This window comes from Thermococcus argininiproducens (genome assembly GCF_023746595.1).
Taxonomy (GTDB): Archaea; Methanobacteriota_B; Thermococci; order Thermococcales; family Thermococcaceae; genus Thermococcus_A; species Thermococcus_A argininiproducens.
This window is the reverse complement of sequence record NZ_CP080572.1, coordinates 1,334,079-1,358,964: the sequence shown is the minus strand read 5'-3', so window position 1 is coordinate 1,358,964 and position 24,886 is coordinate 1,334,079. Positions and strand designations below refer to the sequence as shown.

23 protein-coding genes are annotated in these 24,886 nt (G+C 39.1%); 18 read left to right on the top strand and 5 right to left on the bottom strand.

Features of this window, described 5'->3' with window-relative positions:
- Positions 1-3: 3 nt before the first annotated feature.
- Genes K1720_RS07305 through mobA form a run of 6 tightly spaced genes read left to right on the top strand, consistent with a single transcriptional unit; the run spans position 4 to position 9,024 of the window.
- Complete coding sequence (locus tag K1720_RS07305) at positions 4-1,050, top strand: FecCD family ABC transporter permease (RefSeq protein ID WP_251948079.1); 1,047 nt, start codon at positions 4-6, stop codon at positions 1,048-1,050.
- Positions 1,043-1,813, top strand: coding sequence for an ABC transporter ATP-binding protein (locus K1720_RS07300; RefSeq protein WP_251948077.1), 771 nt, complete (start codon positions 1,043-1,045; stop codon positions 1,811-1,813). The genes K1720_RS07305 and K1720_RS07300 overlap by 8 nt, the downstream gene beginning before the upstream one ends.
- Positions 1,813-2,763, top strand: a complete 951-nt coding sequence (locus tag K1720_RS07295; protein WP_251948075.1) for a hypothetical protein — start codon at positions 1,813-1,815, stop codon at positions 2,761-2,763. Before K1720_RS07300 ends, K1720_RS07295 begins: the two co-directional genes overlap by 1 nt.
- The gene (gene cobN, locus K1720_RS07290; protein WP_251948074.1) at positions 2,760-6,506 is read left to right on the top strand and encodes a cobaltochelatase subunit CobN; all 3,747 of its coding nucleotides are present in this window, start codon (positions 2,760-2,762) and stop codon (positions 6,504-6,506) included. The genes K1720_RS07295 and cobN overlap by 4 nt, the downstream gene beginning before the upstream one ends.
- Positions 6,482-8,392, top strand: coding sequence for an ATP-binding protein (locus K1720_RS07285; protein ID WP_251948072.1), 1,911 nt, complete (start codon positions 6,482-6,484; stop codon positions 8,390-8,392). Before cobN ends, K1720_RS07285 begins: the two co-directional genes overlap by 25 nt.
- Before the next feature lie 44 nt (positions 8,393-8,436).
- On the top strand, positions 8,437-9,024 hold the full coding sequence (gene mobA, locus K1720_RS07280; RefSeq protein WP_251948070.1) for a molybdenum cofactor guanylyltransferase MobA: 588 nt from the start codon (positions 8,437-8,439) through the stop codon (positions 9,022-9,024).
- On the opposite strand, the gene K1720_RS07275 is transcribed toward mobA, so the two are convergent.
- Together K1720_RS07275 and K1720_RS07270 are read right to left on the bottom strand one after the other, a co-directional pair.
- The gene (locus tag K1720_RS07275) at positions 9,002-9,895 is read right to left on the bottom strand and encodes a GNAT family N-acetyltransferase (RefSeq protein WP_251948068.1); all 894 of its coding nucleotides are present in this window, start codon (positions 9,893-9,895) and stop codon (positions 9,002-9,004) included. The two genes, mobA and K1720_RS07275, sit on opposite strands and share 23 nt — an antisense overlap.
- A gap of 23 nt (positions 9,896-9,918) precedes the next feature.
- Entirely contained in the window at positions 9,919-10,878 is a 960-nt protein-coding gene (locus K1720_RS07270) for a tetratricopeptide repeat protein (RefSeq protein ID WP_251948066.1), read from the bottom strand.
- 121 nt (positions 10,879-10,999) lie between these two features.
- On the opposite strand from K1720_RS07270, the gene K1720_RS07265 reads away from it, so the two are divergent.
- The 12 genes from K1720_RS07265 (at position 11,000) to K1720_RS07210 (ending at position 20,991) form a co-directional block, all read left to right on the top strand.
- The gene (locus K1720_RS07265) at positions 11,000-11,623 is read left to right on the top strand and encodes a DUF257 family protein (RefSeq protein ID WP_251948064.1); all 624 of its coding nucleotides are present in this window, start codon (positions 11,000-11,002) and stop codon (positions 11,621-11,623) included.
- Between the two features lie 137 nt (positions 11,624-11,760).
- On the top strand, positions 11,761-12,681 hold the full coding sequence (locus K1720_RS07260) for a ribonuclease Z (RefSeq protein ID WP_251948062.1): 921 nt from the start codon (positions 11,761-11,763) through the stop codon (positions 12,679-12,681).
- The gene (locus tag K1720_RS07255) at positions 12,659-13,366 is read left to right on the top strand and encodes a TraB domain-containing protein (RefSeq protein ID WP_251948060.1); all 708 of its coding nucleotides are present in this window, start codon (positions 12,659-12,661) and stop codon (positions 13,364-13,366) included. The genes K1720_RS07260 and K1720_RS07255 overlap by 23 nt, the downstream gene beginning before the upstream one ends.
- Positions 13,367-13,370: 4 nt before the next feature.
- Entirely contained in the window at positions 13,371-13,547 is a 177-nt protein-coding gene (locus tag K1720_RS07250) for a hypothetical protein (protein WP_251948058.1), read from the top strand.
- Positions 13,548-13,676: 129 nt separating this feature from the next.
- Positions 13,677-14,219 (top strand): Lrp/AsnC family transcriptional regulator, encoded by a 543-nt coding sequence (locus K1720_RS07245; RefSeq protein ID WP_251948057.1) that lies wholly within the window; start codon positions 13,677-13,679, stop codon positions 14,217-14,219.
- A 174-nt stretch (positions 14,220-14,393) separates the two neighbouring features.
- On the top strand, positions 14,394-15,917 hold the full coding sequence (locus K1720_RS07240; protein WP_251948055.1) for an AbgT family transporter: 1,524 nt from the start codon (positions 14,394-14,396) through the stop codon (positions 15,915-15,917).
- Positions 15,918-15,967: 50 nt separating this feature from the next.
- Positions 15,968-17,143, top strand: a complete 1,176-nt coding sequence (gene cpsA / locus K1720_RS07235) for a carboxypeptidase CpsA (RefSeq protein ID WP_251948053.1) — start codon at positions 15,968-15,970, stop codon at positions 17,141-17,143.
- A 64-nt stretch (positions 17,144-17,207) separates the two neighbouring features.
- Positions 17,208-17,687 (top strand): NYN domain-containing protein, encoded by a 480-nt coding sequence (locus K1720_RS07230; RefSeq protein WP_251948051.1) that lies wholly within the window; start codon positions 17,208-17,210, stop codon positions 17,685-17,687.
- Positions 17,688-17,728: 41 nt separating this feature from the next.
- Positions 17,729-17,908, top strand: coding sequence for a KH domain-containing protein (locus K1720_RS07225; protein ID WP_055283635.1), 180 nt, complete (start codon positions 17,729-17,731; stop codon positions 17,906-17,908).
- Positions 17,909-17,911: 3 nt separating this feature from the next.
- The gene (locus tag K1720_RS07220; RefSeq protein ID WP_251948049.1) at positions 17,912-18,493 is read left to right on the top strand and encodes a site-2 protease family protein; all 582 of its coding nucleotides are present in this window, start codon (positions 17,912-17,914) and stop codon (positions 18,491-18,493) included.
- 74 nt (positions 18,494-18,567) lie between these two features.
- A complete protein-coding gene (gene pgiA, locus K1720_RS07215) occupies positions 18,568-19,140 on the top strand; it encodes a glucose-6-phosphate isomerase (RefSeq protein WP_251948047.1) in 573 nt (190 codons plus the stop codon).
- A 165-nt stretch (positions 19,141-19,305) separates the two neighbouring features.
- The gene (locus K1720_RS07210; RefSeq protein ID WP_251950613.1) at positions 19,306-20,991 is read left to right on the top strand and encodes an acyl-CoA mutase large subunit family protein; all 1,686 of its coding nucleotides are present in this window, start codon (positions 19,306-19,308) and stop codon (positions 20,989-20,991) included.
- A 2-nt stretch (positions 20,992-20,993) separates the two neighbouring features.
- On the opposite strand, the gene K1720_RS07205 is transcribed toward K1720_RS07210, so the two are convergent.
- From K1720_RS07205 to K1720_RS07195, 3 genes are read right to left on the bottom strand one after another with little or no spacing between them, the layout of a single operon-like run.
- Positions 20,994-23,147, bottom strand: a complete 2,154-nt coding sequence (locus K1720_RS07205) for a hypothetical protein (RefSeq protein ID WP_251948045.1) — start codon at positions 23,145-23,147, stop codon at positions 20,994-20,996.
- Positions 23,148-23,150: 3 nt separating this feature from the next.
- Complete coding sequence (locus K1720_RS07200; RefSeq protein WP_251948043.1) at positions 23,151-23,939, bottom strand: ABC transporter permease; 789 nt, start codon at positions 23,937-23,939, stop codon at positions 23,151-23,153.
- Positions 23,932-24,870 (bottom strand): ABC transporter ATP-binding protein, encoded by a 939-nt coding sequence (locus tag K1720_RS07195; protein WP_251948042.1) that lies wholly within the window; start codon positions 24,868-24,870, stop codon positions 23,932-23,934. Before K1720_RS07195 ends, K1720_RS07200 begins: the two co-directional genes overlap by 8 nt.
- Between the last annotated feature and the right edge of the window lie 16 nt (positions 24,871-24,886).

Genomic DNA, 24,886 nt, shown 5'->3' with positions numbered 1-24,886 from the left:
ATGATGAGAAGATTTCTCTTTCTTTTTCTTTTAGCCTCTCCAATCTTTGCATTCTTCATAAGCCTGTTTATTGGGGCATATCACATGCCGATGGTTGACATAATAAATATGGTGCTCCTAAAATCTCTCCAACTTATTTCAGGTGTTTTGGCTAAAATAACCCTTGGAAAGCTTTATTTTGATGTTCAAATTCCATATCCAAGCGTTTATCAAACGGTTCTCTTTAAAATAAGACTCCCCCGGGTTCTTTTAGCTATGATTGTTGGCTCAGCTTTAGCAGTCTCTGGAGCAGTTCTGCAGGCAATATTTAGAAATCCCCTTGTCAATAGCTATATTTTAGGGATTTCCTCTGGGGCAGCTTTTGGAGCTGCATTAGCCATAGGACTCTCGTTAGGTTTGGGCGTTACTCCTTTAGCATTTGCTTTTGCTCTGCTTGCAGTGTTTTTGACAACGTCTCTTGCTAAAATAGGTGGAAGAATAACCCCAGTATCACTAATTTTGGCTGGTGTTATAGTTAATGCATTCTTTTCCGCATTAACTTCGCTATTGAAGTTTTTGATGGAGCACGAAAAATTGGCGAGTGTGGTTTACTGGCTTATGGGGAGCTTTGCTAATGCTGATTGGCATTCTGTTAAAGTAGCATTTCCAATTATTTTTGCTGGATGCATTATAATATCTCTAATGCGCTGGCAGTTGAATGTTTTATCCTTTGGAGAGGAGGCTAAGCTTGTTGGAGTTGAGACTGAAAAGTTGAAGTTTGTCTTTATCTTAATCATTTCACTTATAACAGCTGCTTCTGTCGCTTTTTGTGGAATAATTGGATGGGTTGGCTTAATGATTCCTCACATGGTTAGAATGGCTTTTGGACCCGACCATAAGAAGCTAATCCCTCTCTCAATAAGCCTTGGAGCTTCTTTTATGGTTTTAGCAGACACCTTAGCGAGATCAATAGCCACTTATGAGATTCCAATTGGGATATTAACCACATTACTTGGGATACCCTTCTTTGCTTATCTATTGAGAAAGACGGGCGGTGGTTGGCATGCTTAAAGTTAAAGGATTATCATTCAGTTATGGCGATTTCAGCGTTGAAAATGTTTGCTTCGAGGTTAAGGAAGGCGAGATTTTAACTTTATTGGGTCCAAACGGTAGTGGAAAAACCACGATTTTGAAGAATGTCTATGGGTTATTAAAGCCAAAGAAAAAGTGCGTCTTCATAGATAGCAGAGATTTTCACTCTTTATCATTAAAGGAGAGGGCTAAGTTAGCTGGTTACGTTCCTCAATCCCATTACCCTCCTTTCCCGTACACAGTTTTAGATGTCGTCGTTATGGGCTTGGCCTCTCAGCTCAGCGTTTTTGAAAGTCCAAGGGAAGAACATTATGAGAAAGCTCTCGAAAAGCTCAGGCTTTTGGGAATGGAGGGTTTTAAAGACAGACCATATACCCAGCTGAGCGGAGGTCAATTACAGTTGGTTTTAATAGCGAGAGCATTAGTCCAAGAGCCAAAAGTCCTTCTTCTTGACGAGCCCACCGCTCATTTAGATTTCAAAAATCAGGTAAAAATCCTTGGGATTATTAAAAAACTCGCAAGAGAAGAGAGAATTACAGCAATTCTGACACTCCATGATCCAAATTTGGCTTCAATTTATTCAGATAAGATAGCTTTGGTTAAAGAAGGAAGGATCAGAGCCGTTGGAGAGTCGAGCGAGATTTTGAGAGAGGAGATACTTGAAGAGGTTTACGGTGTTCCAATTCACATCTTGGAGTTCAATGGATTTAGAGTTATCATGCCAAAAACGGAGGTAGTGTAATGCTAAGCTTGATAATAACCTCAACGGAAATCGCATTTAGCTTTTTAAAACGCTCTGTGCCTGGGTTATTGGTTGGGATATTCATAGCCGAGATTTTAATTGAGAAAGGAGTTATTAACAAGTTCTCTCCAATAGGAAAACCTTTTGTTAAGCTTTCAAATCTTCCAGAGGAGTGTGCTTTAGCATTTGCAACTGCGTTTTTAAATACGAGGGCAGGAAATGCCATGCTTATAGATTTTTACAAAGAAGGAAAAATAGGTAAGAAAGAACTCTACATTGCCTCTCTTATGAACGCATTTCCTGCAATGGTTAGGCACTGGAACTCATTAGTCCCAGTTCTTTTGGCAACGCTTGGAACATTTGGCTTACTTTATTTTGGGATCTTGGTTCTTATTGGATTTATTCAAACAACGGTTTTTGCATTTGCAGGGAAGCTCTTAATTAAGAGTCCAAAACAAATAAAAAATGTTCAAGGTCAGGTCAAAAATTCCCAGGAGCCATTTAAAAAAGTTTTAAGAAAGGCTTTAGCAAAAACTAAGAGGCACTCAATGCCAATTTTAAAAACTATGGTTTTGGCAACTTATATAACCGCCTTACTCATAGCAGCAGGGTTTTTTGAGTATTTAACTTCTCTCGTAAAAGATTTTGCAGCTTTCCTTCCTCTTTCACCAGAAGAAATAAGTGTGGCATTAAGTGCAATGGCAAGCAGTATAGCGGCTTATACTCTCGGTGCAAACCTCTTAAAAGCCGGATTAATAAGTGAAAAAGCTCTAATAAGGTCTCTCCTTCTTGGATCAGTTCTCGCGAATATCACTTTCCTAAGAGTGCTGATTCCCTATTATGTTGGTCTGTATGGAGCTAAAGATGGAACGAAGATTATGCTCATCTCAATGGCAACACGGAGTGCTATCATACTGTGCCTTATACTTGTGATGGGGGTGGTTTTATGATCTGCTTCATATTGGGTTACGGTGCAAGACCTTTACCTTTGCTTGAGAAAATATTGAAAGAGGAAAAAATCGATGGGATTGTTTTAACAGAACAGAACTGTGAGAAAGAGCTTGAAAAAGTTGAAAGGGCAGAAGTAATTTTCATTTATGCCCACGAACTTCCGGATGTTGTTGTAGAGACGATAAAGAAGAACAGGGCAAAGATTGTTTCAATGGACAGCTTAAACAACGTTCCGCAGGAGATTTTAGTTAAAGCTAAATCCTACTACGTCCTCGGTGGTGAGGAGAATCTAAGGAACTTAGCTAAGTTTTTAGCAAACCTGGCAGGTAAAAAGAGAGAATATGAAGAGCCAAAAGAAGTTCCAATGCATGGGATCTACCACCCAAATTTTGGGGTTTTTGAGAGCTTAGATGAATATTTGGAGGTTTATGATAAGAGACCACTTGTTGGAGTTCTATTCTGGAGGAGTGCTTGGCTTTACAGAGAATTCAGCCCGATTGAGGAGCTCATCAAGACTCTTGAAAGTGAAGGGTTAGGAGTCATTCCAGTGTTTACCTATGGAAAAGAGTCAACAACTGGGCTCGGAAAAGAAAAGAGTGAAGCTGTTGAAGAATTCTTAATAAAAAATGGAAAACCCGTTATTGAGGCACTGGTAAGTTTAATCTCCTTTGGCACCGTTGATTTAAAGAATTTGAAAAAGCTGAACGTCCCAGTATTTGCCCCAATTCGCTCTTATTATCAAAGCCTCAAAGAGTGGAAGGAGAGAGAAGGCGTTGATTACATGACGCAGGTTTATGGGGTGATAATTCCAGAAGTTGCAGGAGCGATTGAACCGATATTTATAGCTGGAACTGAAAACATTGAGGGCTACAAAAAGGGCGAGCCATACGAAGAACACATAAAATACCTCGTCAAAAGAGTGAAGAAGTGGATTGGGCTAAGGAAAAAGCCAAAGAAAGACGTTGAAATAGCGATAGTTTTGATAAATCCGCCTTGTAAGGGACTTGAAGCCAGCATTGCAGCGGGAATGGGATTAAATGTTCCAGAGAGCATAGTTAGACTTCTGCACAAGCTAAAAGAAGAAGGCTACTATGTTGGTGAAGAGCTTCCAAAGAATGGAGAAGAGCTAATAAAAATGATTTTGGAGAAAAAAGCGATAAGCGAGTTTAGATGGACGAGTGTGGAAGAAATCGTCAAAAATGGTGGAGCAATTGACTTCGTGAGCTTGGAGGATTATTTGGAGTGGTTCAATGAGCTTCCCGAGGACTTAAGAGAAAAAATAGTCAAAGATTGGGGAAGACCAGAGGACGTTTTGGCAGGAAAAGTGGACAAAACATTGGTTGGAATGGTTTATGATGGAAAGTTCGTTGTTCCTGGAATAAAGTTTGGAAATGTCTTTATTACTCCACAGCCAAAGTTCGGCTGTGCTGGGGCGAGGTGTGATGGAAAAGTTTGTAGAATCCTCCATGATCCGACTATAACTCCTCCTCACCAGTGGTGGGCTGTCTATAGGTGGATAACGAGGAAGTTTAATGCTGATGTCATGATTCACTTTGGAACTCACGGTTATTTGGAATTTAGACCGGGGAAAAGCGTTGGGCTTTCTCCTTCTTGTGTTCCTGAAGCTTCTTTAGACGATGTTCCCCACTTATACGTTTACGTTGTCTCAAATCCCATGGAGGGTGTCATAGCCAAGAGAAGAAGTTATGCAACGCTAATAGACCACATTTATCCACCAATGGCAATAGCTGAAGTTTTGGATGATTTAGATTCGCTCTTGAATCAATATGCAAAAGCAAAGAGCCTGGGAGATGATGCACGGAGAAAGAAAATTTACGAACAGATTTTGGAGAAAGCTGAGGAGAACAAAATAAAACTAAACAATCCTCAAAATGAGGAGGAAACTATCGAGGAAATCCACCGCTATGTTGAGTTGATGAGAGGTTCTCAAATTAATCTCGGTCTTCATGTCTTTGGATATCCACCAAAAGAACCCGAGAGATTAGCGGAATACATTGCCACGGCAATGGCTTATGATTCTTACGCTTCTCCTTCGATTAGGAGGGCGATAGCTGAGGCAATAGGTGCGGACTACGACAAGATAAGAAAGAACCCCTTGGAGACTACAAATGGATTTACGAACAGAGAATTGTTGGAGATTTTCCACAAGATAGCAGTTAAAAGCTTAGAGCGTTTGCTTAATGGAGAAGGCTTTGGGGTTATTAAGGAAGAAATTGAAAAGTTTGGATTCAAAGTTAAGGAGAAAGAAAAGCTTGAGGAAACGGTTAGAAAAGCCCTTAAAGTTGCTAAGAAAATAATTGAGTGTAAAAAGGAGCATGGGGGATTCTTGAAAGGGCTGAACGGAGAATATGTAGAACCAGGTCCTTCAGGAGCCATAACAAGAGGAAAGTTCGAGATTTTGCCAACGGGAAGGAACTTCTATGCAGTTGATCCAAGAACTTTGCCAACCAAAGCAGCTTGGCAAATTGGAGTTGAAACCGCTGAAAAACTCTTGGAAGAGTATAAGAAGAAGCATGGGAAATATCCCGAAAGCATTGGACAAGTTCTCTGGAGTATAGATGGTTATAAAGCTGATGGCGAACAAATAGCCCAAATTCTCTATTTGCTTGGAGTTAAGCCTATCTGGAAAGGAGATGTAGTTGCTGGGCTTGAAGTAATTCCCCTAGAAACGCTCGGAAGACCAAGGATTGACGTTCTGGTTAGGATAAGTGGAATTGTTAGAGATACTCTGCCAAATTACATATATCTCATCGACGATGCAATAGAAAAAGTTGTTACACTGGATGAACCCTTAGAGATGAACTACATCAAAAAGCATTACATTGAACACATTAAAAAACTGATTGAATTAGGCAAAAGTTTTGAAGAGGCTCAAAAGTTCGCGAGGTTTAGAGTTTTCTCTGCTCCTCCGGGAGCTTATGGAGCTGGTGTAAACTTAGCTGTTGAGTCATCAGGTTGGCAGAAGGATGAAGATTTAGCAAAAGTTTGGGTTCAGTGGAGCGGCTATGCTTATGGAAAAGATGCCTTTGGTATTGAGGCTCACGAATCTTTAGTTTTAAACCTCAAAAGCGTTGACGTAATCAATAGAAACCACATAAGTGACGAGCACGACTTAACGAACTGCTGCTGTTATTTTGCCTATCACGGTGGATTTAAAACAGCGGTAGATGCTCTAACTGGCAAAAACGTGGATATAATCCAAGTCGATACGAGAGACATAAGCGATACTAAAATTGTTGATATTAAGGTAGAGATTGAAAGAATAACAAGGACAAAGCTTCTCAACGACAGATGGATTGAAGAAATGAAAAAGCACGGCTACAGAGGGGCGAGCGAGTTCTCAAAGAAGATTCTTCATCTCTATGGCTGGGAAGCAACAACAAAGCTCGTTGAAGATTGGATTTTTGATGAAATAGCGCAAAAATATGTTCTTGATGAAGAGATGAGGAGATGGTTTGAGGAGCATAATCCCTACGCTATTGAGGAAATTGCAAGGCACTTGATTGAAGCTTATGAGCGCGGCTTATGGAAGACGAGTGATGAGCTCATTGAAAGGCTCATGGAAGCTTACTCTGAAATTGAGGGGTTTTTGGAGGAATACCTTGGTGAAGGGGAAGTTCAAGGTGGAACGATTGAAATCTACACGGCTGAGGATGACGAACACTGGAGTGAAAACATTGAGGAGGTGGATAAAATATGGAAGCTCGTGAAAAACGCTTAATCTTCCCGTTCTCTGCAATAGTCGGGCAGGAAAAGGCTAAATTAGCCTTGCTCTGTGTAGCGGTTAATCCGCTAATAGGTGGAGTTTTATTGAAAGGAGACAAAGGAACGGGAAAATCAACCCTAGTTAGGGCTTTGGCTAACGTTTTGCCCGAAATTGAAGTTGTGGCAGATTGTTCGTTCAACTGCAATCCAATGAACCCCTTAGAGATGTGCGACAGCTGCTATGAGCGCTATGAAAGAGGTGAAAGCTTACCAATTGCCAAAAGAAGAATGAGAGTTGTTGACTTGCCTTTGAGCGTTACCATAGATAGATTGGTTGGAACAATTGATGTAGAGCGCTTTTTAAGGGAGGGCAAAAAAGCTTTGCAGCCGGGAATATTAGCGGAGGCTAATAGAGGAGTGCTTTACATCGATGAAGTCAACCTCTTAGATGACTACATAGCCGATTCGCTCTTAGATGCTGCAGCAATGGGATGGAACACGATAGAGAGGGAAGGAATCTCATTTAGACATCCAGCCCGCTTCATCTTAGTTGGGAGCATGAACCCAGAGGAAGGGGACTTAAGACCCCAAATTCTCGATAGATTCGGTCTATGTGTTGAAGTTTCAGCACCAATGAATCCCGAGGAGAGAATAGAGATAGTTAAGAGAGTTGAAGAATTCCATGAAGACCCAATAAGCTTCTACAAGAAGTTTGAGAGCGAAGAGAAAAAGCTTACAGAAAAAATTGTTAAAGCGAAGGAGCTTTTGCCTAAAGTTGAAATAAGCGATGATTTGCTAAAGCTTTTAGCTGAGACTGTGATTAATTTAGGTATAAAGACCAACAGAGCTGAAATTACTACAATAAAAACTGCTAAAGCAATAGGCGCTTTAAATGGAAGGAGAAGGGTTTCCCTTGAGGATTTGGAAAAAGCTATGGAATTAGCTTTACCGCACCGCTTGAGGGACAAGCCCTTCCAAAAGCCACCTCAAATGAAGCCCCCAAAGCCTAAAGATGATAAGGAGCACAATCATGATCATAAACACGACCATAAGCATGAGCACAAGAAGGAAGAAAAAAGTGGAAGCGCTCGAAATCAAGGGATCGGAAGTTTAGAGCAAAATTTTCGCTCAATCGAAGCTAAAATCCCAAGGATAGAGAGTAAAAACTTTGATGGAAGCGAATTCACAGGATATCGCTCCTCAAGAGACGTCAGCATTACAGTGGTAAACTTTCCAAAGGGAATTCCCGTCTCTTACGTTCCCTCTAAAGGTGAAATAAGGGATGTTGATTTTTACAACTCGGCTATTTGCGCTGTGTTAAATGACAAAAAACCTCCAATAAAGCTTGAAATGAAAGACATTCGGGTGAGGGTTAGGAAGGCAAAGGCTCCTACGCTCTGGGTTCTTCTCTTAGACTCAAGCGGAAGTATGGCAGTAAAGAGAAGAATAAGCATTGCAAAGGGAATAGCCGAAAAGCTGGTTGAGAGCGGCTACATCAAGAAGTCAAAGATGGCTTTGATAGTTGCGAAAGGCAATCAGGCGGAAATATTCGTCTCACCCACTAAGAACTACTGGGAAGTGCTTGAGAAAATAGAAAGTGTTCCAACTGGAGGAAGGACTCCTCTCAGCTCCGCTTTATACAATCTTTTGCTTTTAGCCAATAGAGAGAGGATGAAAGACAAGTCCGTCAAAGTTAGAGCATTTCTAATAACCGACGGAAAGGCAAGTGTTCCCCTCTTTGGCAAGAGGATTAAGGATGAAATCATTGAGCTTGCAAAGGCGTTGAGAAAGAAGGGCATTGAGCTTAACATTTACGATACAAATGGCAAGGGAATAAACCCGGGGATTTCCTATGTTCCAATTTTGAAGGATATTGCCAATGCTAAAGTTTGCAAGATATAATCTTTTATATTCCCTTATCTTATAAGATTCTACGGGGAATAATAATGATAGCTGCAATTCTTGCTGGAGGCAGATCAAGTCGTTTTGGAGAAGAAAAGCTCCTATACAGAGTGGATGGAAAGCCATTGATTACTCACACAATCGAAAGACTTGTGAAAGCAGAAAACATAGAAGAAGTAGTTGTAATAACGTTCAAAGAGAAAGAACATGAGTTTAAGAAGCTCGGACTTAAAATTCTCATCGACAAATTTAAAATAGGTCCTATCGGAGGTGTCTATACAGCTTTGGTTGAATTAGGAGATGTGTTCATAGCCGCCGGAGACATGCCAAATATAAATCCAGAGTTCGTGGATTACATTATAAAGAAATTCCACAGATCTAGACCTATGGTTTGCGTTCCTTTGTGGCCAAATGGATATCTTGAGCCTCTTCATGCCGCATATTCTGAGGAGTTCTTACCTGTTCTTGAAAACCAGATAAAAAAGAGAGAGTATATGTTGGGAAAAGCCATAAAGAATGCGAGAACATGCTATATCCAAATAGAATCCCTCCCTCTTGAATGGAGAGAGAGTCTTTTCAATATAAACACAAAAAGAGACTTGAAAAAGTTCAAAGGTGCTTCGAGAGAATAATCATTTTGTCCAAAATCTTTGGGTTGAATTCTTTTATTAGATTCTCCTCCACTATTGTACGAAGCTTTGTGAAACCTAGGTTTTTTGCCCTGTTTAATAAGAGAGGAAAGTCTTCTTCCCGACCCCACATATATGCAGTGACTATCTTATTATTGTAAACGGCTTCTTCAAGAATATAATAGGAATTTCTTAACTTCCCGCTTTCAAAGTAACGTGCATCATCTATACCTGCTATTCGATTTCTGAATGCCTCAAACCAGTGATGATAGGAGCTTTGAAACTTTCCTGAGACCATCTCTCTGTCTTTAATGTCTTCCCAAGAAAATTCACATAAATTGATACTCGCGTTCACATCTGAAAAAAGGGAAGTCTCAAATTCGGCGAAATAACCCTGATAGATTACGTTATCAATTCCTAATTTTGCATAAAAGCCAATAGCACTTTTTTCAGGCACCACAGTTAAAAGATCGCATCCTTTTTCTTTTGCAAGATCTTCAACAAAGTTAACAATCTCTCTTCCGATTCCTTTTCTTCTAAAATCTTTGTGAACTTCCAAAATATCTAAATGAGCTATTCTATACATCTTGCCATTTATTAACTCCTCACTTATCAAAACCTCAGCATTTCCAATGATTTTGCCATTTGTCTCGACCACTATGGGGATTTGCCCCTCTAAAAGAAGATTATTCAAATGAACAGCGCAGGTTTCAATACTCATCCATGGACCTCCATGCAGGTAGCGGTCTTTTATACTGAGTTCTTCATAAGTTGCTTCTCTATTATCATCTTTCTTGATCCACCTTTCAATATCTGAACAGTGTACTTCCACTATCCCCTTTACATCTTCAAGTTTTGCTATCCTGATATTCATGAAAATCACCAAAAAGAGTGAAATCAAGGCTCAGCTTCACTTAAGAACTCAAGTAGATCTAAGAGTCTCCTGTCCTTAATCCTTGTTATATATCCGCTTACTTCTTCCCTTCCTATTTTTCCGTCCTTGTATAAGGCAACAACCTTCACACCTTCAAAGAACTCTTTCATATCTGGAAAGGCCCTAGCAAACATATCTAGATTATTGTATATTACATCAAATTTGTCTTCCATTAGTATCTGCCAGAGAACGTCGATTAATGAATCAAATGCAATGTCGAAATATTCCGTGTCTCTCCCATATAACATCGCATAAAGGCACTCATGTAAAGCTGCATCATAATTATCTTTCTCCTCAAATATCTCCTCAAAGACCAGATGTACCTGAGCCACTAATTGATTATTTCCACGTGCCTTGGAAAGTATTTCCGCCAGTTCCGCCTTTGCTTTCGGGATCTCTCCTATTTCAAATGTTATATATGCCTTGTGGATTCTAATATGGATGACTTCCTCCTTCTTCCCAAGCTCCTCAAAGGCCTTTTCAGCTTTGCTCATAAGTTCTAGAGCTTTTTCATACTCCAAAAGTTCCTCATGGATAAGGCCCATGTTGTAATAAATTTTTGCAATATTCCCAAGGTTTCCTTTTTCAGTCTCCTCTTCAAGTAGCTCTCTGTAAATGTCAATTGATTTTTCAAGCTCACCTAATAGGTAATACAAATCAGCGAGATGATATTTGGCCTCAAAACTTCCATCTTTCTCAACAAATTCTTCAAAGTCCTTAATCTTATCAACCTCAAGAAACTCGAGAGAATAGTAGACAACCAGTTTATAGAGTTCGTAATCCTTACACTCTAATGCAAGTTTCTCAGTTTTTTCTAGAACAATCTTTAGTTCGTCTTCAGTTAACTCATCTGCTTTGTAATAGAGCAACGTTGCTACTTTTTCACATTCTTTTTCCTGAATTGCTTTAAGTACTTCCTCCATCCAGCTTCACCAATTAATTTTAGTAAATAGAGTATTTTAACCTTTGGCAGAACATGATTATTTCATATGAAAAAAGTTAAATATTCAAAAGTTCTTTAAGAATTTCAAAGGTGAAGTATCTATGTGGGAGATACTCGACAAAATAAAGCCTGGTGAGATTGTACTGGTCGAGTACTCTTCAAATATGAACCCCACCAGAATTCTCCATGAAATTATCAAATGGGCCAAAAGCAAAGAATATCAGGTCTTAATCACAGATATGTACAATCTAGTAGAGCTCCATACCTATCGCATGAAAATGGAAGGATTGGACATGGAAGTATTGAACTGGGCAAAAATCATAGAGATCGGGCGACATGAGCCTACAGTAGGAGAGGTAATAAAGTTCATTCCTGTAGATAGAGAATTATTAGCATTATTAGCAGAGTATAAAGAAGTTTATGAGGAGTTTGTGAATAAAAACTTTACCGTCGTCCTATTCTTTGGACTAGAAAGATACATGCTATTCAAAAATGAAGTTGTGTCCTTTGTAAGTATTCTTGAGAGATTCTTAGGAGACACACGAAGAATATCAATATACTTTGTAAACAGAGATGTTCTAACAAACATCTCTCCTGACCCCCTTCCCTTGCTTGAAGAACTTGCCACAACCATAATGAAATTCCAGAAAGGGACAAAAAAGATCAAGTTCACTATTAATAAAGCATTAAACCCCGAACTTGAAGGATATGAGGAATATTGTTAAGCACCAAGAGAAGCTAATCCCCTCATCTGCCAAACGCTGACCTCCTTCCCGTCTTGAAGGGCGAGGCTTTCAGGAGAAAAATGTAAAACTCCCAACTTATCAAAAACTTTTTTATCTCTCTCTTCTTTATTAGGAACATGCTTGAAGTAATTTTCCTTGGGACTGGAGGCATAATGCCAAATAAAGAGAGAAATGTTCCTGCTATAGCTCTAAAGTATAAGAGCGAGATAATACTATGGGATATTGGAGAAGGCACATTACGACAGTTCAATATCGCCAAGCTGAGCCCAATGAAGATTGACAAGATTTTCATAACTCATTTTCATGGCGACCACTATCTTGGCCTGATGAGCTTTATCCAAACCATGAGCCTATGGAATAGGGAAAGGCCGCTTCATATCTATGGCCCAAAATATACTTTTGAATTCGTACAAAATTATTTAAAAAGTGGATTTTTCAGAGCTGGATTTGAAATTCACGTTCATGAACTTGGAGAAGCTAGATTAAAGTTCGGAGAATATGAAATATGGAGTTTTAAAGTTAAGCATGGCGTCCCTGCTTTGGGATATGTATTTAAAGAAAAGGATAAGAGGGGAAGTTTTGATATTGAAAAGATTAGAAAGCTAGGATTAATCCCAGGTTCTTGGATGAAAAAGCTTGAAAAAGAAGGAAAAGTGGAAATTGATGGCAGAATAATACACCTTGAAGACGTGACTGGAAAGCCCAAAAAAGGAGTAAAAGTAGTATATACTGGGGACACCGAACCATGTGAGAGAGTGAAACTTTTTTCAGAAAACGCTGACCTACTGATACACGAAGCCACATATATAGATAAAGCAGACAGAAACGAGAGTTATCACTCAACAGTTTCCGAAGCTTGTGAAATAGCAAAAAAAGCCAAAGTTAAACTTTTAGCCCTCTTTCATAGAGCACCTAGATACACTTATGAAGAGTACTGTACGAGAGCACGTGAAGTATGCAACTACAAATTTATAATTCCAAGGGACTTTGATGTCATTAAAGTTGGTGAGGGGTATGAGCTATCTTCGATACGTTAAGATCCTCGGAACTATGCACGTGTCTCCAAGGAGTAGGGAAGAAGTCAGACGGTTGATCCTAAAGGAAAACCCTGATGCTATAGCTATTGAACTCGACAAACAACGATTCTATGCCCTTAGATCTTCTAAAAAACTCACACTTCAAGAAGCCTTGAAACTTGGGAGAAAAGCACTTTTGGCTTACATTCTAATGAAAGTTGAAGAGAAAATTGGAGAAGAGTTTGGAATGAAGCCAGGGGGAGAAATGGAAGAAGCTATTCAAATGGCAGGTTTTCTAAGAATTCCCCTTTATCTAATCGACGAGGATATACAAATAATCATGGAGAAGCTTTTGAAAGCTCCGTTTAGGGAGAAACTCCTTCTTCTAATTGAAAGTGCTTTAGTGTTCTTTCCAATAGTCCCCGTTGAGGGAGAGTCAGAAAACATTATGGAAAGCTACAAAATAATGATGTATCGTTTTAAAATAAGATATCCCTATTTGTTTAAAGTTTTAGTAGAGGAAAGGAATAATATAATGGCAAGACACCTCAAATTTATTGTAGATGAACTTAAAAAGGCTGGTATCAAAAAGCCTAAAGTAATTGCTATAGTGGGTCTAGGACACAAAAAAGGAATAGAGAGAATCCTAAATTCATATAAAGAGCAAAAAGATTTATTAAACAAAAAGACAAATCTACACTGGTGATCCTATGGAGAGACAACATCTAAAATGTCCCCTTTGCGGCGGAACAAGCTTTAAAGTCGAAGAGGGGAAATTGGACAGTAAATGGGGTTTCACAGCTCATAGAGTAAATATTGTAATCTGTGAAAGCTGTGGCTATGTAATGATGTTCTACAAAGGGAGAACAATATGGGATTTCGATTAGTTCTTTTTTCTCACTTTTAGCATTTTTCATGATTATAAGAGTTGATATATAAGGGATATCTAGGATAGAATATGTCAAAATTCGTCTCCATGAACTTTAAATACTCTTTTATATACTATAACAATTGCAATGAAATTAATCGAGGAGGTTCTAGTTATGGATCTAGATCATGACGAAATCTTAGTTCTAAAAACAGTTTTTAAAGGAAAATTAGACGATTTGGATATAAAAATATACCAAGCATTAAGAGAGGATGGGCGAATAAGTGATACCAAAATTGCAGAAAAGCTTGGCATTTCTATAACTACAGTTAGGCGGAGACGATTACGACTCCAAGAAGAGGGGATATTACAAATAATCGGTCTCCTGCTTTTGAAAGCAGCTGATGCTGCATATGCTGATGTCTTGGTTAAATTAAACCAGCAAATCCGAATTGAAGAGATCAACGAATTTATTCATGAAGCAATGAAAAATCCCAGAATATACGAAGTAACCATGTATCTTGGAGGAGATTATGACCTTCTGTTAAGATTTTTTGAAACTAATCTAGAACGACTTAGATACCATGTGGATAAATTTCTTAGGAATCACAAAGTAGTGGATAGATACAGTGTTTATCCTGCAATAGGAAGCCCAAAAGCATGGTACAAATCATTTAAATTGAAGTTCTAAATCTTCATCTTATTTTTACGTTGGGCAAAAGTAATCCTTCAGCAAATCGAATTTATCGGGTTGACCTATAAGAAACTGCAAGATTATGGCACATTGTAATGTTAAATCTTAAACAACAATACATAAATATTTATTCTTCTATTTGTCTGTGACAAATTCATTAGGTGGTAAAATATGCCTAAGGAAAAAAGCGGAGCATTAATGCGATTTATAAACTGGATAGAAAAAGTAGGCAACAAACTTCCCCATATGTTTTGGATTTTCTTGGGCCTCTGGGTCTTGGTTATCCTGCTTTCAGGTGTTTTGGCAGGAATATCGGCGATAGATCCAGCGAAAGGTGAAGAAGTTACAATAATAAGTCTACTCAATAAGGAAGGATTATATTGGATTTTAACTAACATAGTCAAAAACTTTGCACAGTTTCCACCCCTTGGATTAGTATTAGTTATGATGATGGCAGCAGGATTTGCTGAAAGGGCAGGTTTTATTCCCGCACTTATGAGAACTCTGACAAAAGTTCCTGACAAATATTTGATTCCCGCTATATTCATTTTAGGAATCTGTGGAAACCTTGCCTCTGATGCTTCTTTAGTCATAATTCCTCCACTTACAGCGGCATTGTTCTATTCCAGAAGAAAAGACCCAATATTTGGACTTATACTTGGATATGCTGCTGCGTCCTCTGGTTTTACAGCAAACTTATTCATAGCAGGAACTGATGTACTACTGTCAGGAATAACTGACGCGGCAGCTAAAATTGTAGACTCCAATTACAATGTATATCCAACTGCAAACTATTACTTTATGGTAGCTTCAACATTCATAATTACTGCTGTTGCCACAATATTCACTGTAAAGTATGCAATGCCCCGATTTGCTAGATGGGAAAAAGAATACGAGCATGCTCAAGTTCCAGAAGAGTACCTAAAACCTATTACAGACTATGAAATAAGAGCTCTAAAGAAGGCCCTTTTGGCTGCAGGTGGATATTTCCTTTTGATGTTATTGCTAACAATAATGCCCAACGGGCCACTAAGAGATCCTACTCAAAATACAATAGTACCTTCTACGTTCCTTAAGGGCATGGTTCCAATCTTGTTCCTGTTCTTCGTAATTGGTGGATATGTTTATGGAAAAAGCGTTGGTACAGTTAAAAGGCTTACCGACATGGTAAATTACATGGCAGATGCCATGAAAACCATGGCATCTTACTTGGTCATAATCTTGCCCATAGCAAACTTTACTTATACATTCAAACACACAAACATGGCCTCAGTGCTTGCAATAAAGCTTGCGGATTTCCTCAAGTCCGCAGGATTCACTGGTATTGGTCTATTCATATCTATAATCCTAATAGCCACTTTCATTAATCTCTTCATAACAAGTGGATCCACTAAATGGGCGTTTTTAGCCCCTGTTCTCGTGCCAATGATGTACTACTTAGGATACACTCCAGAGTGGGCACAACTGCTCTACAGACTTGGTGACTCAAGCACTAACTCATTTACCCCATTGTCTCCTTACTTCCCAGTTATCATTGGATATGCAAGTATTTACAAGAAAGATGTGGGAATTGGTACAATAATTTCAAGAACGTTCTTGTACTCTATGCTCTTCCTAGTCACATGGATCATACTAGCAATAATATGGTATCTTCTAGGACTCCCACTAGGGCCTGGGGCACCAATTAACTTGTGATCTTTTCATTTTTATTTATCTTTGGAATGATTCAAAAGGAGATGAGATATATGGAGATTGAATCCCGAGTTATGGATCTTGCAAAACAATTAGAACCGTATATCATTGAGAGAAGAAGAGATTTCCATATGTATCCAGAGACTAGATTTGAGGAAGTTAGAACTTCTAGTATTGTAGAAGAAGAACTCAAAAAGCTTGGGTATAAAGTTCTCCGAACCGCCGAAACAGGTATCATTGGAATTTTAAATGATGGAACAGATGGCAAGACTGTTGCTTTGAGGGCTGATATGGATGCGTTGCCGATTCAGGAGGAGAATGATGTCCCTTACAAGTCCAGAATTCCAGGAAAAATGCACGCTTGCGGTCATGATGCACATACGGCAATGCTCCTCGGAGCAGCAAGAATACTAGCTGAACTTAAAGAAAAGCTCAAAGGGACTGTGAAATTAATATTCCAACCAGGAGAAGAAGGTGGCGCTGGGGCTAAAAGAATTGTCGAAGAAGGACATATAGATGACGTCAATGCAATATTTGGTATCCATGTATGGGGTCATCTTCCCTCTGGAACCATTGCCACAAAAGAAGGTCCTATAATGGCGTCATCTGACGGGTTTATTATTCGAATAAAAGGAAAAGGTGGACATGCTGCATCACCCCATCTAACAAATGACCCTACAGCTCCAGCCACAGATATATACAATGCGCTTCAAAAGATTGTCTCAAGAAGTGTTAATCCTTTATCTCCCATAGTTATCACAACTCCCATGATAGAAGCCAGTCATGGATATAATGTAATTCCTGACAGTGTAGAAATAAAAGGAACCTTGCGAACGTTTGATTCTAAACTTAGAGCTAAGGTAATAGAAAAAATAGAGAAGATAGTACAGCAGTACTCAGCTGCTTGGGACTGTGAAGGAAGTCTTGAGTTATTTAGAATCCCTTATCCTCCAACAATTAACACCCCAGAACTTGCTAAGTTTGTTATGAAAACTGCGCGAGAATTAGGACCCACTACTAAAGCAGAAATGACCATGGGGGCTGAGGACTTTGCATTTTACTTACAAAAAGTTCCTGGTGCATTTATCTTCTTGGGAATTAGAAATGAAGAAAAAGGGATAATCTATCCTCATCATCATCCTAGATTTGACGTTGATGAGGGTGTACTTTGGAAGGGGTCTGCTTTGTATTCCCTCCTAGCCTACAAGTATCTGAAAGGGGATAAATAACATCTCATACTTAGAGTATTTTCTGTCCTTTTCCCATTTTGTAAATTTCTAAGAGGGAAATATCATGTCCCAAAAAGACAACCAACCTCTACAAATTGGTTTGGTTGTCAATGGTCCCAATATCTTATCGAAACGATTTAACATCAGGATTGAGGATATTCCAAATATTTTGAGAAGTCTTGGAAGAATCGTGATAGGAAAAGTCGTTCTTAACCATAACATCGCTCCAAAACTTGTTGAGATTATCCTTGACTCTGGTTTGGAGCCGATCATTGTTAATGGGAGAGTTGATGTAGCTGTTGCCGTTGAGACTATGAAAATAATCTACAACCCAAAAATAAACATTCTAGCATTAGGAGTTAGAGATGCACACTTCATGCCTCTTGTCATAGAAGCCAAAAAGATGGGGAAAGAAGTAATTATTATCACCCCAAAAGACGAAATAAGCGATGCACTACAAAATACTGCAGACAAGGTTATAGAGCTTTCAGGAAACCAGTTTCGAGATTGGACTGCAACATCTTCAAAATTAACCTCTCCTTAAACTTTATATTATGAGTCTCCAAGATTTTCTTGGGGTCAAAGATGAGAGAAGAACTCAAACGCATGCTCAAAGTTGAGATCCTAGAGATCGAGTACGAACAAGATAAGATAATTGTTTATGTCCCTAAAGACCAAATTAGAATAGCCGTAGGTAGCGGAGGAAGTGCTGTCAAAGCAGCGGAGCTTGTTCTCGGTAAAAAAATTGAAATCAGAGGTAGATGAAAGATGACATTTGAGTTCAAGAAACAAGAAATAGAAGACCTAGTAATATCATTCATAGTCCTTACACTTGTTTTTTCCCGTTTTAACATAAAGATAATCCCCTACGTAGCAGTGGGTATTTTCACTGCGTTTATCTTTCACGAAATCGCCCATAGACAAGTAGCCAGAAAGTATGGATATTACGCGATTTATAGAAGATGGGATACTGGAATCATGCTTGCTCTCTTCCTAGGAATTCTTAGCAAATTATTGGGACTTAGATTCCTTTTTGTTGCTGTTGGTGCGGTTCAAGTTTATTCTTTATATGTCGGATGGGAGGATAGAGAGGCATATGGAAAAATAAGTCTCGCCGGACCAGTGACAAACATACTGGTAGGAATAATTGCCATAGCCTTATTGAGTTTTGGGAAGCCTTCCGGAGTTGTTGGAGTTTCTCTTTATTACGCTGCTTATATCAATCTATTGCTGGCATTCTTTAATCTCCTCCCAATACCACCACTAGACGGTTATAAGGTTCTAAAGTGGAATCCTGGTTATTGGGCAGTTGCAATAGGAACTGCTTTTCTCCTTCAATCCCTTCTCTAATTTTTCACCTTTAGTGATACAAAAAGAGAAAAGTTAAAATAGAAAGGGCAAATTGAGATATAGAGGTGAAGAAAATGGAGTACAAAATACCTTTCGGTGTCAAACTAGATTTTGAAACAGGAACTATTGAGAATGCAAAGAAAAGTGTTAGGAAGCTCAGTGACATGAAAGGATATTTTATCGACGAAGAAGCACAGAAAAAAATGATTGAAGAAAGTGACCCCGTGGTTTATGAGGTATATGCTATAGAACAGGAAGAAAAGGAAGGAGATTTAAACTTCGCTACAACAGTCCTTTATCCAGGAAAAGTGGGAAAAGAGTTTTTCATGACAAAAGGTCATTATCATTCAAAGATAGATCGAGCAGAAGTTTATTTTGCTCTCAAGGGCAAGGGAGGGATGCTTTTACAAACCCCAGAAGGTGATGCAAAATGGATCCCAATGGAGCCTGGTACAATAGTCTATGTTCCTCCATATTGGGCCCATAGAACAATAAACACTGGAAATGAGCCATTTATCTTTTTAGCCCTCTACCCAGCAGATGCTGGACATGATTATGGAACAATTGCCGAAAAAGGATTTTCTAAAATAGTAATTGAGGAAAACGGGGAAATTGTTGTCAAAGACAATCCAAAATGGCAAGAATAAATCTCTTTCTCATTTTATTTACGTTCCTAACATATCTGGATAAAACATCCAATAGAAAACGAGCTTTTAGCTGTTTGACTCTCCTTATTGGCTTTGGTAAGCGTTTCTAGAGTAAAAACTAAAAGATTTTTATATGCTTAAAACATAACCCCTACGGTGGTGTTAATGACCTTCGATAAGAAGAAGATAGAGGAGATTAAAAAAGCCGAAGAAGAATGGAATGAAAAAACTGTAAAACCTTTCATCGCAAAAAGACCAGAAAGAAAGGAAAAATTCATGACCGCAGATGGATTTGAGATCAAACGGGTGTACACTCCCGCTGATCTTGAGAAGTGGGAGTATCTAGAAAAGCTCAACTTCCCTGGCCAATACCCATTCACAAGAGGAGTTTATGCTACGATGTATAGAGGAAGACTATGGACAATGAGACAATACGCTGGTTTTGGAACTGCTGAGGAAAGCAATAGACGTTACAAATACCTCTTAGAGCAAGGGCAGACTGGTCTAAGCGTCGCTTTTGATTTACCCACACAAATTGGTTATGATTCCGATCACCCCATGGCGGAAGGTGAGGTTGGTAAAGTCGGTGTGGCCATTGATTCTCTCAAGGATATGGAGATACTCTTTGATGGAATTCCTCTAGACAAGGTCTCTACATCAATGACAATTAACGCTACAGCCGCTAATCTTTTAGCCATGTATATTCTCGTGGGCCAAAAACAAGGTGTTCCACAAGATCAACTTAGAGGAACTGTACAAAACGATGTATTAAAGGAATACATAGCCAGAGGAACGTATATCTTCCCACCACAGCCATCCATGAGGCTAACAACAGATATCATAATGTACTGTGCAGAACATGTTCCGAAATGGAACTCAATAAGTATAAGTGGATACCATATTAGAGAAGCCGGAGCAAATGCAGTTCAAGAAGTTGCTTTCACTCTTGCCGATGGTATTGAGTACGTTAAGGCTGTCATAGCAAGAGGCATGGACGTTGACAAGTTCGCTCCAAGATTGAGCTTCTTCTTCAATGCTCACAACAATTTCCTAGAAGAGATTGCCAAGTTTAGGGCAGCAAGAAGACTGTGGGCCAAGATAATGAAGGAGAAATTTGGAGCCAAGAACCCAAGATCAATGCTCTTGAGATTCCACACCCAAACAGGTGGTTCAACACTCACAGCTCAACAACCAGAAAATAATATAGTTAGAGTTGCCATTCAAGCCCTAGCCGCGGTCTTGGGTGGAACCCAATCCCTCCACACTAATAGTTATGATGAGGCCCTGAGCCTTCCAACAGAAAAGAGCGTTAGAATCGCCTTGAGAACACAACAAATCATTGCATACGAGAGTGGAGTAGTCGATACCATTGACCCACTTGGAGGAAGCTATTACATTGAGTGGCTTACCGATCACATAGAAGAAGAAGCTATGAAGTATATTGAAAAGATCGAAGGCATGGGAGGAATGATGAAAGCCATTGAAAGAGGATACATCCAGAAGGAGATCGCCGACTCAGCCTACAAGTACCAGAGAGAAGTTGAAGAGAAGAAACGCATTATTGTTGGTGTGAACGAATTTATCGTGGATGAACCACTCGAAGTAGAAATCCTCAAAGTCGATCCAAGCATCAGAGATAAACAGGTAGAGAGATTAAAGAAACTTAGAAGTGAACGCGATAATAAAAAGGTTGAAGAAGCATTGGATGCATTGAGGAAAGCCGCTGAGACCGAAGATGAGAACCTAATGCCATACATCATCGAAGCCCACAAGCACCTTGCAACCCTTGGTGAGGTTACTGACATTCTCAGAGAAGTTTGGGGTGAGTACAGGGCCCCATTGATCTTCTAATCTTATCCAATTTTCTTTTCTAAATATATCACAATAGCTAAAAGCATTATTAAGCCTAAAATCAACAGGTAAATTTCTCTCGAAGTTAATTCACTCACTTCTGGCCTTCCCCTAGAGACTTTAAAGTGGAGGGTTACGTTTCCTTCCCCAACAACAACTATGGCAACAAAATCTTCATAACTCCTTATCCCAAACTCCCCTTTTATAGTCCTCCCCCTTCCCTTAAAGACCCCTTTAAAATTGGTAGAGAGTGGATCAAGATTCTCTTTCTCATTGTTAAGAGTGAAATAATAAGCCCTAAGTTCAACCTGCTTATCCGAATCTAAAGAAACCTCAAGCCGTTGTCCTCTAAGAGACGTTGCGTTTATGATAAAAGTCCTCAAGCCCTCACCAAATTCTCTCCTTTTAAGTTCAAAGCTTATATTCCTAGGTTCGTTGAGATACTCACCTACCAAAAGCACTCCGTCAAAGTAGTTTTCTCCCTCGATCATAATCATGAAGTCACTCTGGTTAAAGATGAGATAATCACTCCTACCTTTCTCTTGCGTTGAGGAAGCTACAATCTTCCCAGAAGAATCTAAGAGATGGATTCTCAAGTCTTTTCCCTGTCTTATATATCTCCCATATATTATTGCGATCTTCTCTCCCTTCCAATGTTCAAATACGAATGGAGGCGTTATCTTGTTCCCAGCAATCCTATATGGCAAACCTATATGGTGGTATTCACTAGTATAGTTTATCTTCGCAAGCCAGTTATCACCATACACTGGTAAAATTCCAATCCCAGTCACTTCCAACTTAAGGGGGACTTCGATCCCATTTATAGTCACGTTAAATAGGATTGGCTCATTAAGTGCAAAACCTTGGGGAAGATTAGGAAGCTTTAGGACAAGACTCACCTGTGCACTTTGGACCACATCAAGTTCTTTAACCTGAGTATCACCATAATAGAAGTATGCTTTTATTGAATCTGGTAATCCTTCAACACCAAGCACGACCTTCTCATTTCCTGCTATAACAATTGCATAACTTGTTGTTCCTCCTAAAATCCCCTTGGCATAAGAATTTACTGCTTTCACATTGAGTTTAGTTTTTAGTGAGATTGGAAAAGCGACAGAGTAAGTTGGAGAAACTACACTAAGAGTCAAAATCTGAACATCTTCTGGAACAACAAACTCCAAGAGAATTTCTTCATCAGGGTTTATTTTCACATCCCTGTAGTAAGGTTCACTTATTATTACTCCATTCTGATAAACAGTAGCTTTCCCAGAAAATGCAGTTTTTCCTTCGTTTTTAAGCCAGATGTAGAGTGTATTCCCTTCCTTTGTCGCATTCACTAACGAAATAGCAGGAGACTCAAAATAAAAGCTTTCTTGTTTTATGATACTATAATCTACAACTATCGTCCCCTGAGTAACATCTGTTTCAAAGGTTACCTCCCTTCCCTCTTTTGACCCGAGGCGAACTTCTTTTCTGTCAAAGGTCATCCCGCTAAAGAGAAGCTTAACCGTGACATTAATGGGATCCCCGTGATTTTTGAGGAGAATGTGAAGCTTGTCGTCTCTCCAAATTCTCTCTATTGTCACAAGATCATCAAAAGAAAGGATCGTTATGCTCTTCGAAATTTTTGCCTTTTTTAACGTGAAGGTCAGCTGAGTGTAAGAAGGCTTTATTTTTAAGATAATATCTTCATTAGGCTTTAAATATAGCTTCTTTTCTGTCACAGTTACTCCCTGAGCTGAAACAATGAGAGTGTCATTAATCTCATAGTAGCCAGTGTTTGTGATTTTTACCTTTACATACGCATCAAAGGACTCAAGAAGAGTGATCTCAAAATCCTTCCTCTTCATTACCTCGAGGCTAGAGTAGTTTCCTAGGATATGGAGCTTGAGGGTAAGAGTATTCACGTCTACGCTTCCCACAGTATAGTTCACACCATTGAAGAAAACACTCTCTCCGAACTGCAAAGCCTTAAGAATACTCTCATTCCCTCTTTCTAAGGTCAGAAAAACCAGGCCAGGATTGTTTTGAGCAACGTCAAAAGTCACAGTAGTGTTATCCACTATCAATACCTCATCTATTTCGAGCTCAACAGGAAGAGCAAAGGCGTTTCCAACGAATAAAAGGAAAATAAACATTGACAAAAATCTTTTCATGTTTCATCCCTCATACTCTCTTCTATATAACCCTAATAAGGTGAAAATTAAGCTAAGTAAGATAACGCCGAGGAAAAACGTCCCACTCATATTTGGATCACCCTTATAAGTGTCTAAACCAGTGTTGAGTGTAAATCCTTTCTTTAGAAGAACCCCTATTTGATAACTCAAGTTAAAGCGCTCAGGATTATCAAAGAATGGCAATTGGGGAAGTATGAACTGAGCTGTAAACACTAGTCCAAAGCTTGCTAATGAAGCGTAGAGAGGTCTTGAGAGAATTACCGAAAGCAGCATTGAAACTCCTCCCAAACTTCCAAGTACAAGAATCGTAATCACAAGAACAAACAGAAAATCATCAAAAGTGGCTGTAAATCCTTCAAAACCCGCTTTATAGAGAAGAACCATGTAGATTTGCATAACCAAATAGGGAATCCCAAATATCAATGCCACTGCTGTTATGCCAGAAAAGAACTTGCCGAGTACTATTTCACTTTTCTTTATTGGTTTTACTAAGAGTATTCTTATTGTCCCCCTATCTATTTCACTCGCCAGTAAATCGCTCATAATGATTATTACCACAAGCTGGCCTATTACACTTGCCCAGAAGTTTATCAAAAATTGAGAAATATTTATCTGAAATGAGATCTCCAAGGCCTTTGCACCATATTCCGTTATCTCTTCATGGGTAAAGAAATAAACTATCACGGGAAGAAGCATTAACGCAAGCATTACTTTTAGTCTTCTAGATTTCAAAAGCCTGTAAACTTCGTTTTGATAAAGAACACTAATCACCTACCTCACCTATGCCGAACTTTTCCATGAGAATTCTTTCAAGAGGGCTTGTATGAGGCCTGAAAAGCTTTAAACGAATGCCTTGGGAGGCTAGGTACTTTGGAAACTGGAGGAAAAGCTCATCCAAAAACCTCGGATCCACTTGAACCCTTATAATCCCCTCCTCTTCCCAAACTTCTCTTACATAGGGTTTTTCTTTTAAAAAGTTGAGTGCAAGAGCATTATTAGAAGTTGCGACATCATAGTCATTTTCTTCTATTTGCGTCAAATCCCGTATCCTTCCCTGAGCAATAAGCCTGCCTTGATTGATGAGGCCAACATAGTTGCACATTTTTTCCACTTCACTTACTATATGAGAACTAACAAAAATTGTCTTTCCTTCTTTTGCGAGGGATATGATTTTTCCAATGAACTCTATTCTTCCGAGAGGATCCAGATTTGCCGTTGGTTCATCCAATATTAAAAGTTCGGGGTTACCAATCAAAGCAGAAGCAAAAGTTACCCTCTGTTTCTGCCCTGAAGATAATTCTTTTATTTTGTTTAGTGCCAGTTTTCCAACGCCCACGTAGTTCATAAGGTCTTTTGCTTGTTCTGTTGCTTTCTCCTTTTTTAAACCAGAAAGTCTGCCCATATATATGAGAAAATCAAAAATCGTCATGTCTTCATATGCTATTGGGACTTCAGGCATATAACCTACACTTTTCATAATTTCAACCCTTTTTTGAGGCATCTCAAGGCCAAAGATCCTTATTTCCCCATATGTGGGCCTCAAGGATGCAGTAAGCATTTTTATTGTGGTTGTTTTTCCCGCCCCATTAGGACCCAAGAATCCGTAAACTACTCCTCTAGGGACTTTAAGATTTAGATGATAAATTATGTTTCTCTTTCCAAAGAATTTTGTAAGATCTTTAGTTTCAATTACATATGCCATGTTAGGCACCATCAAT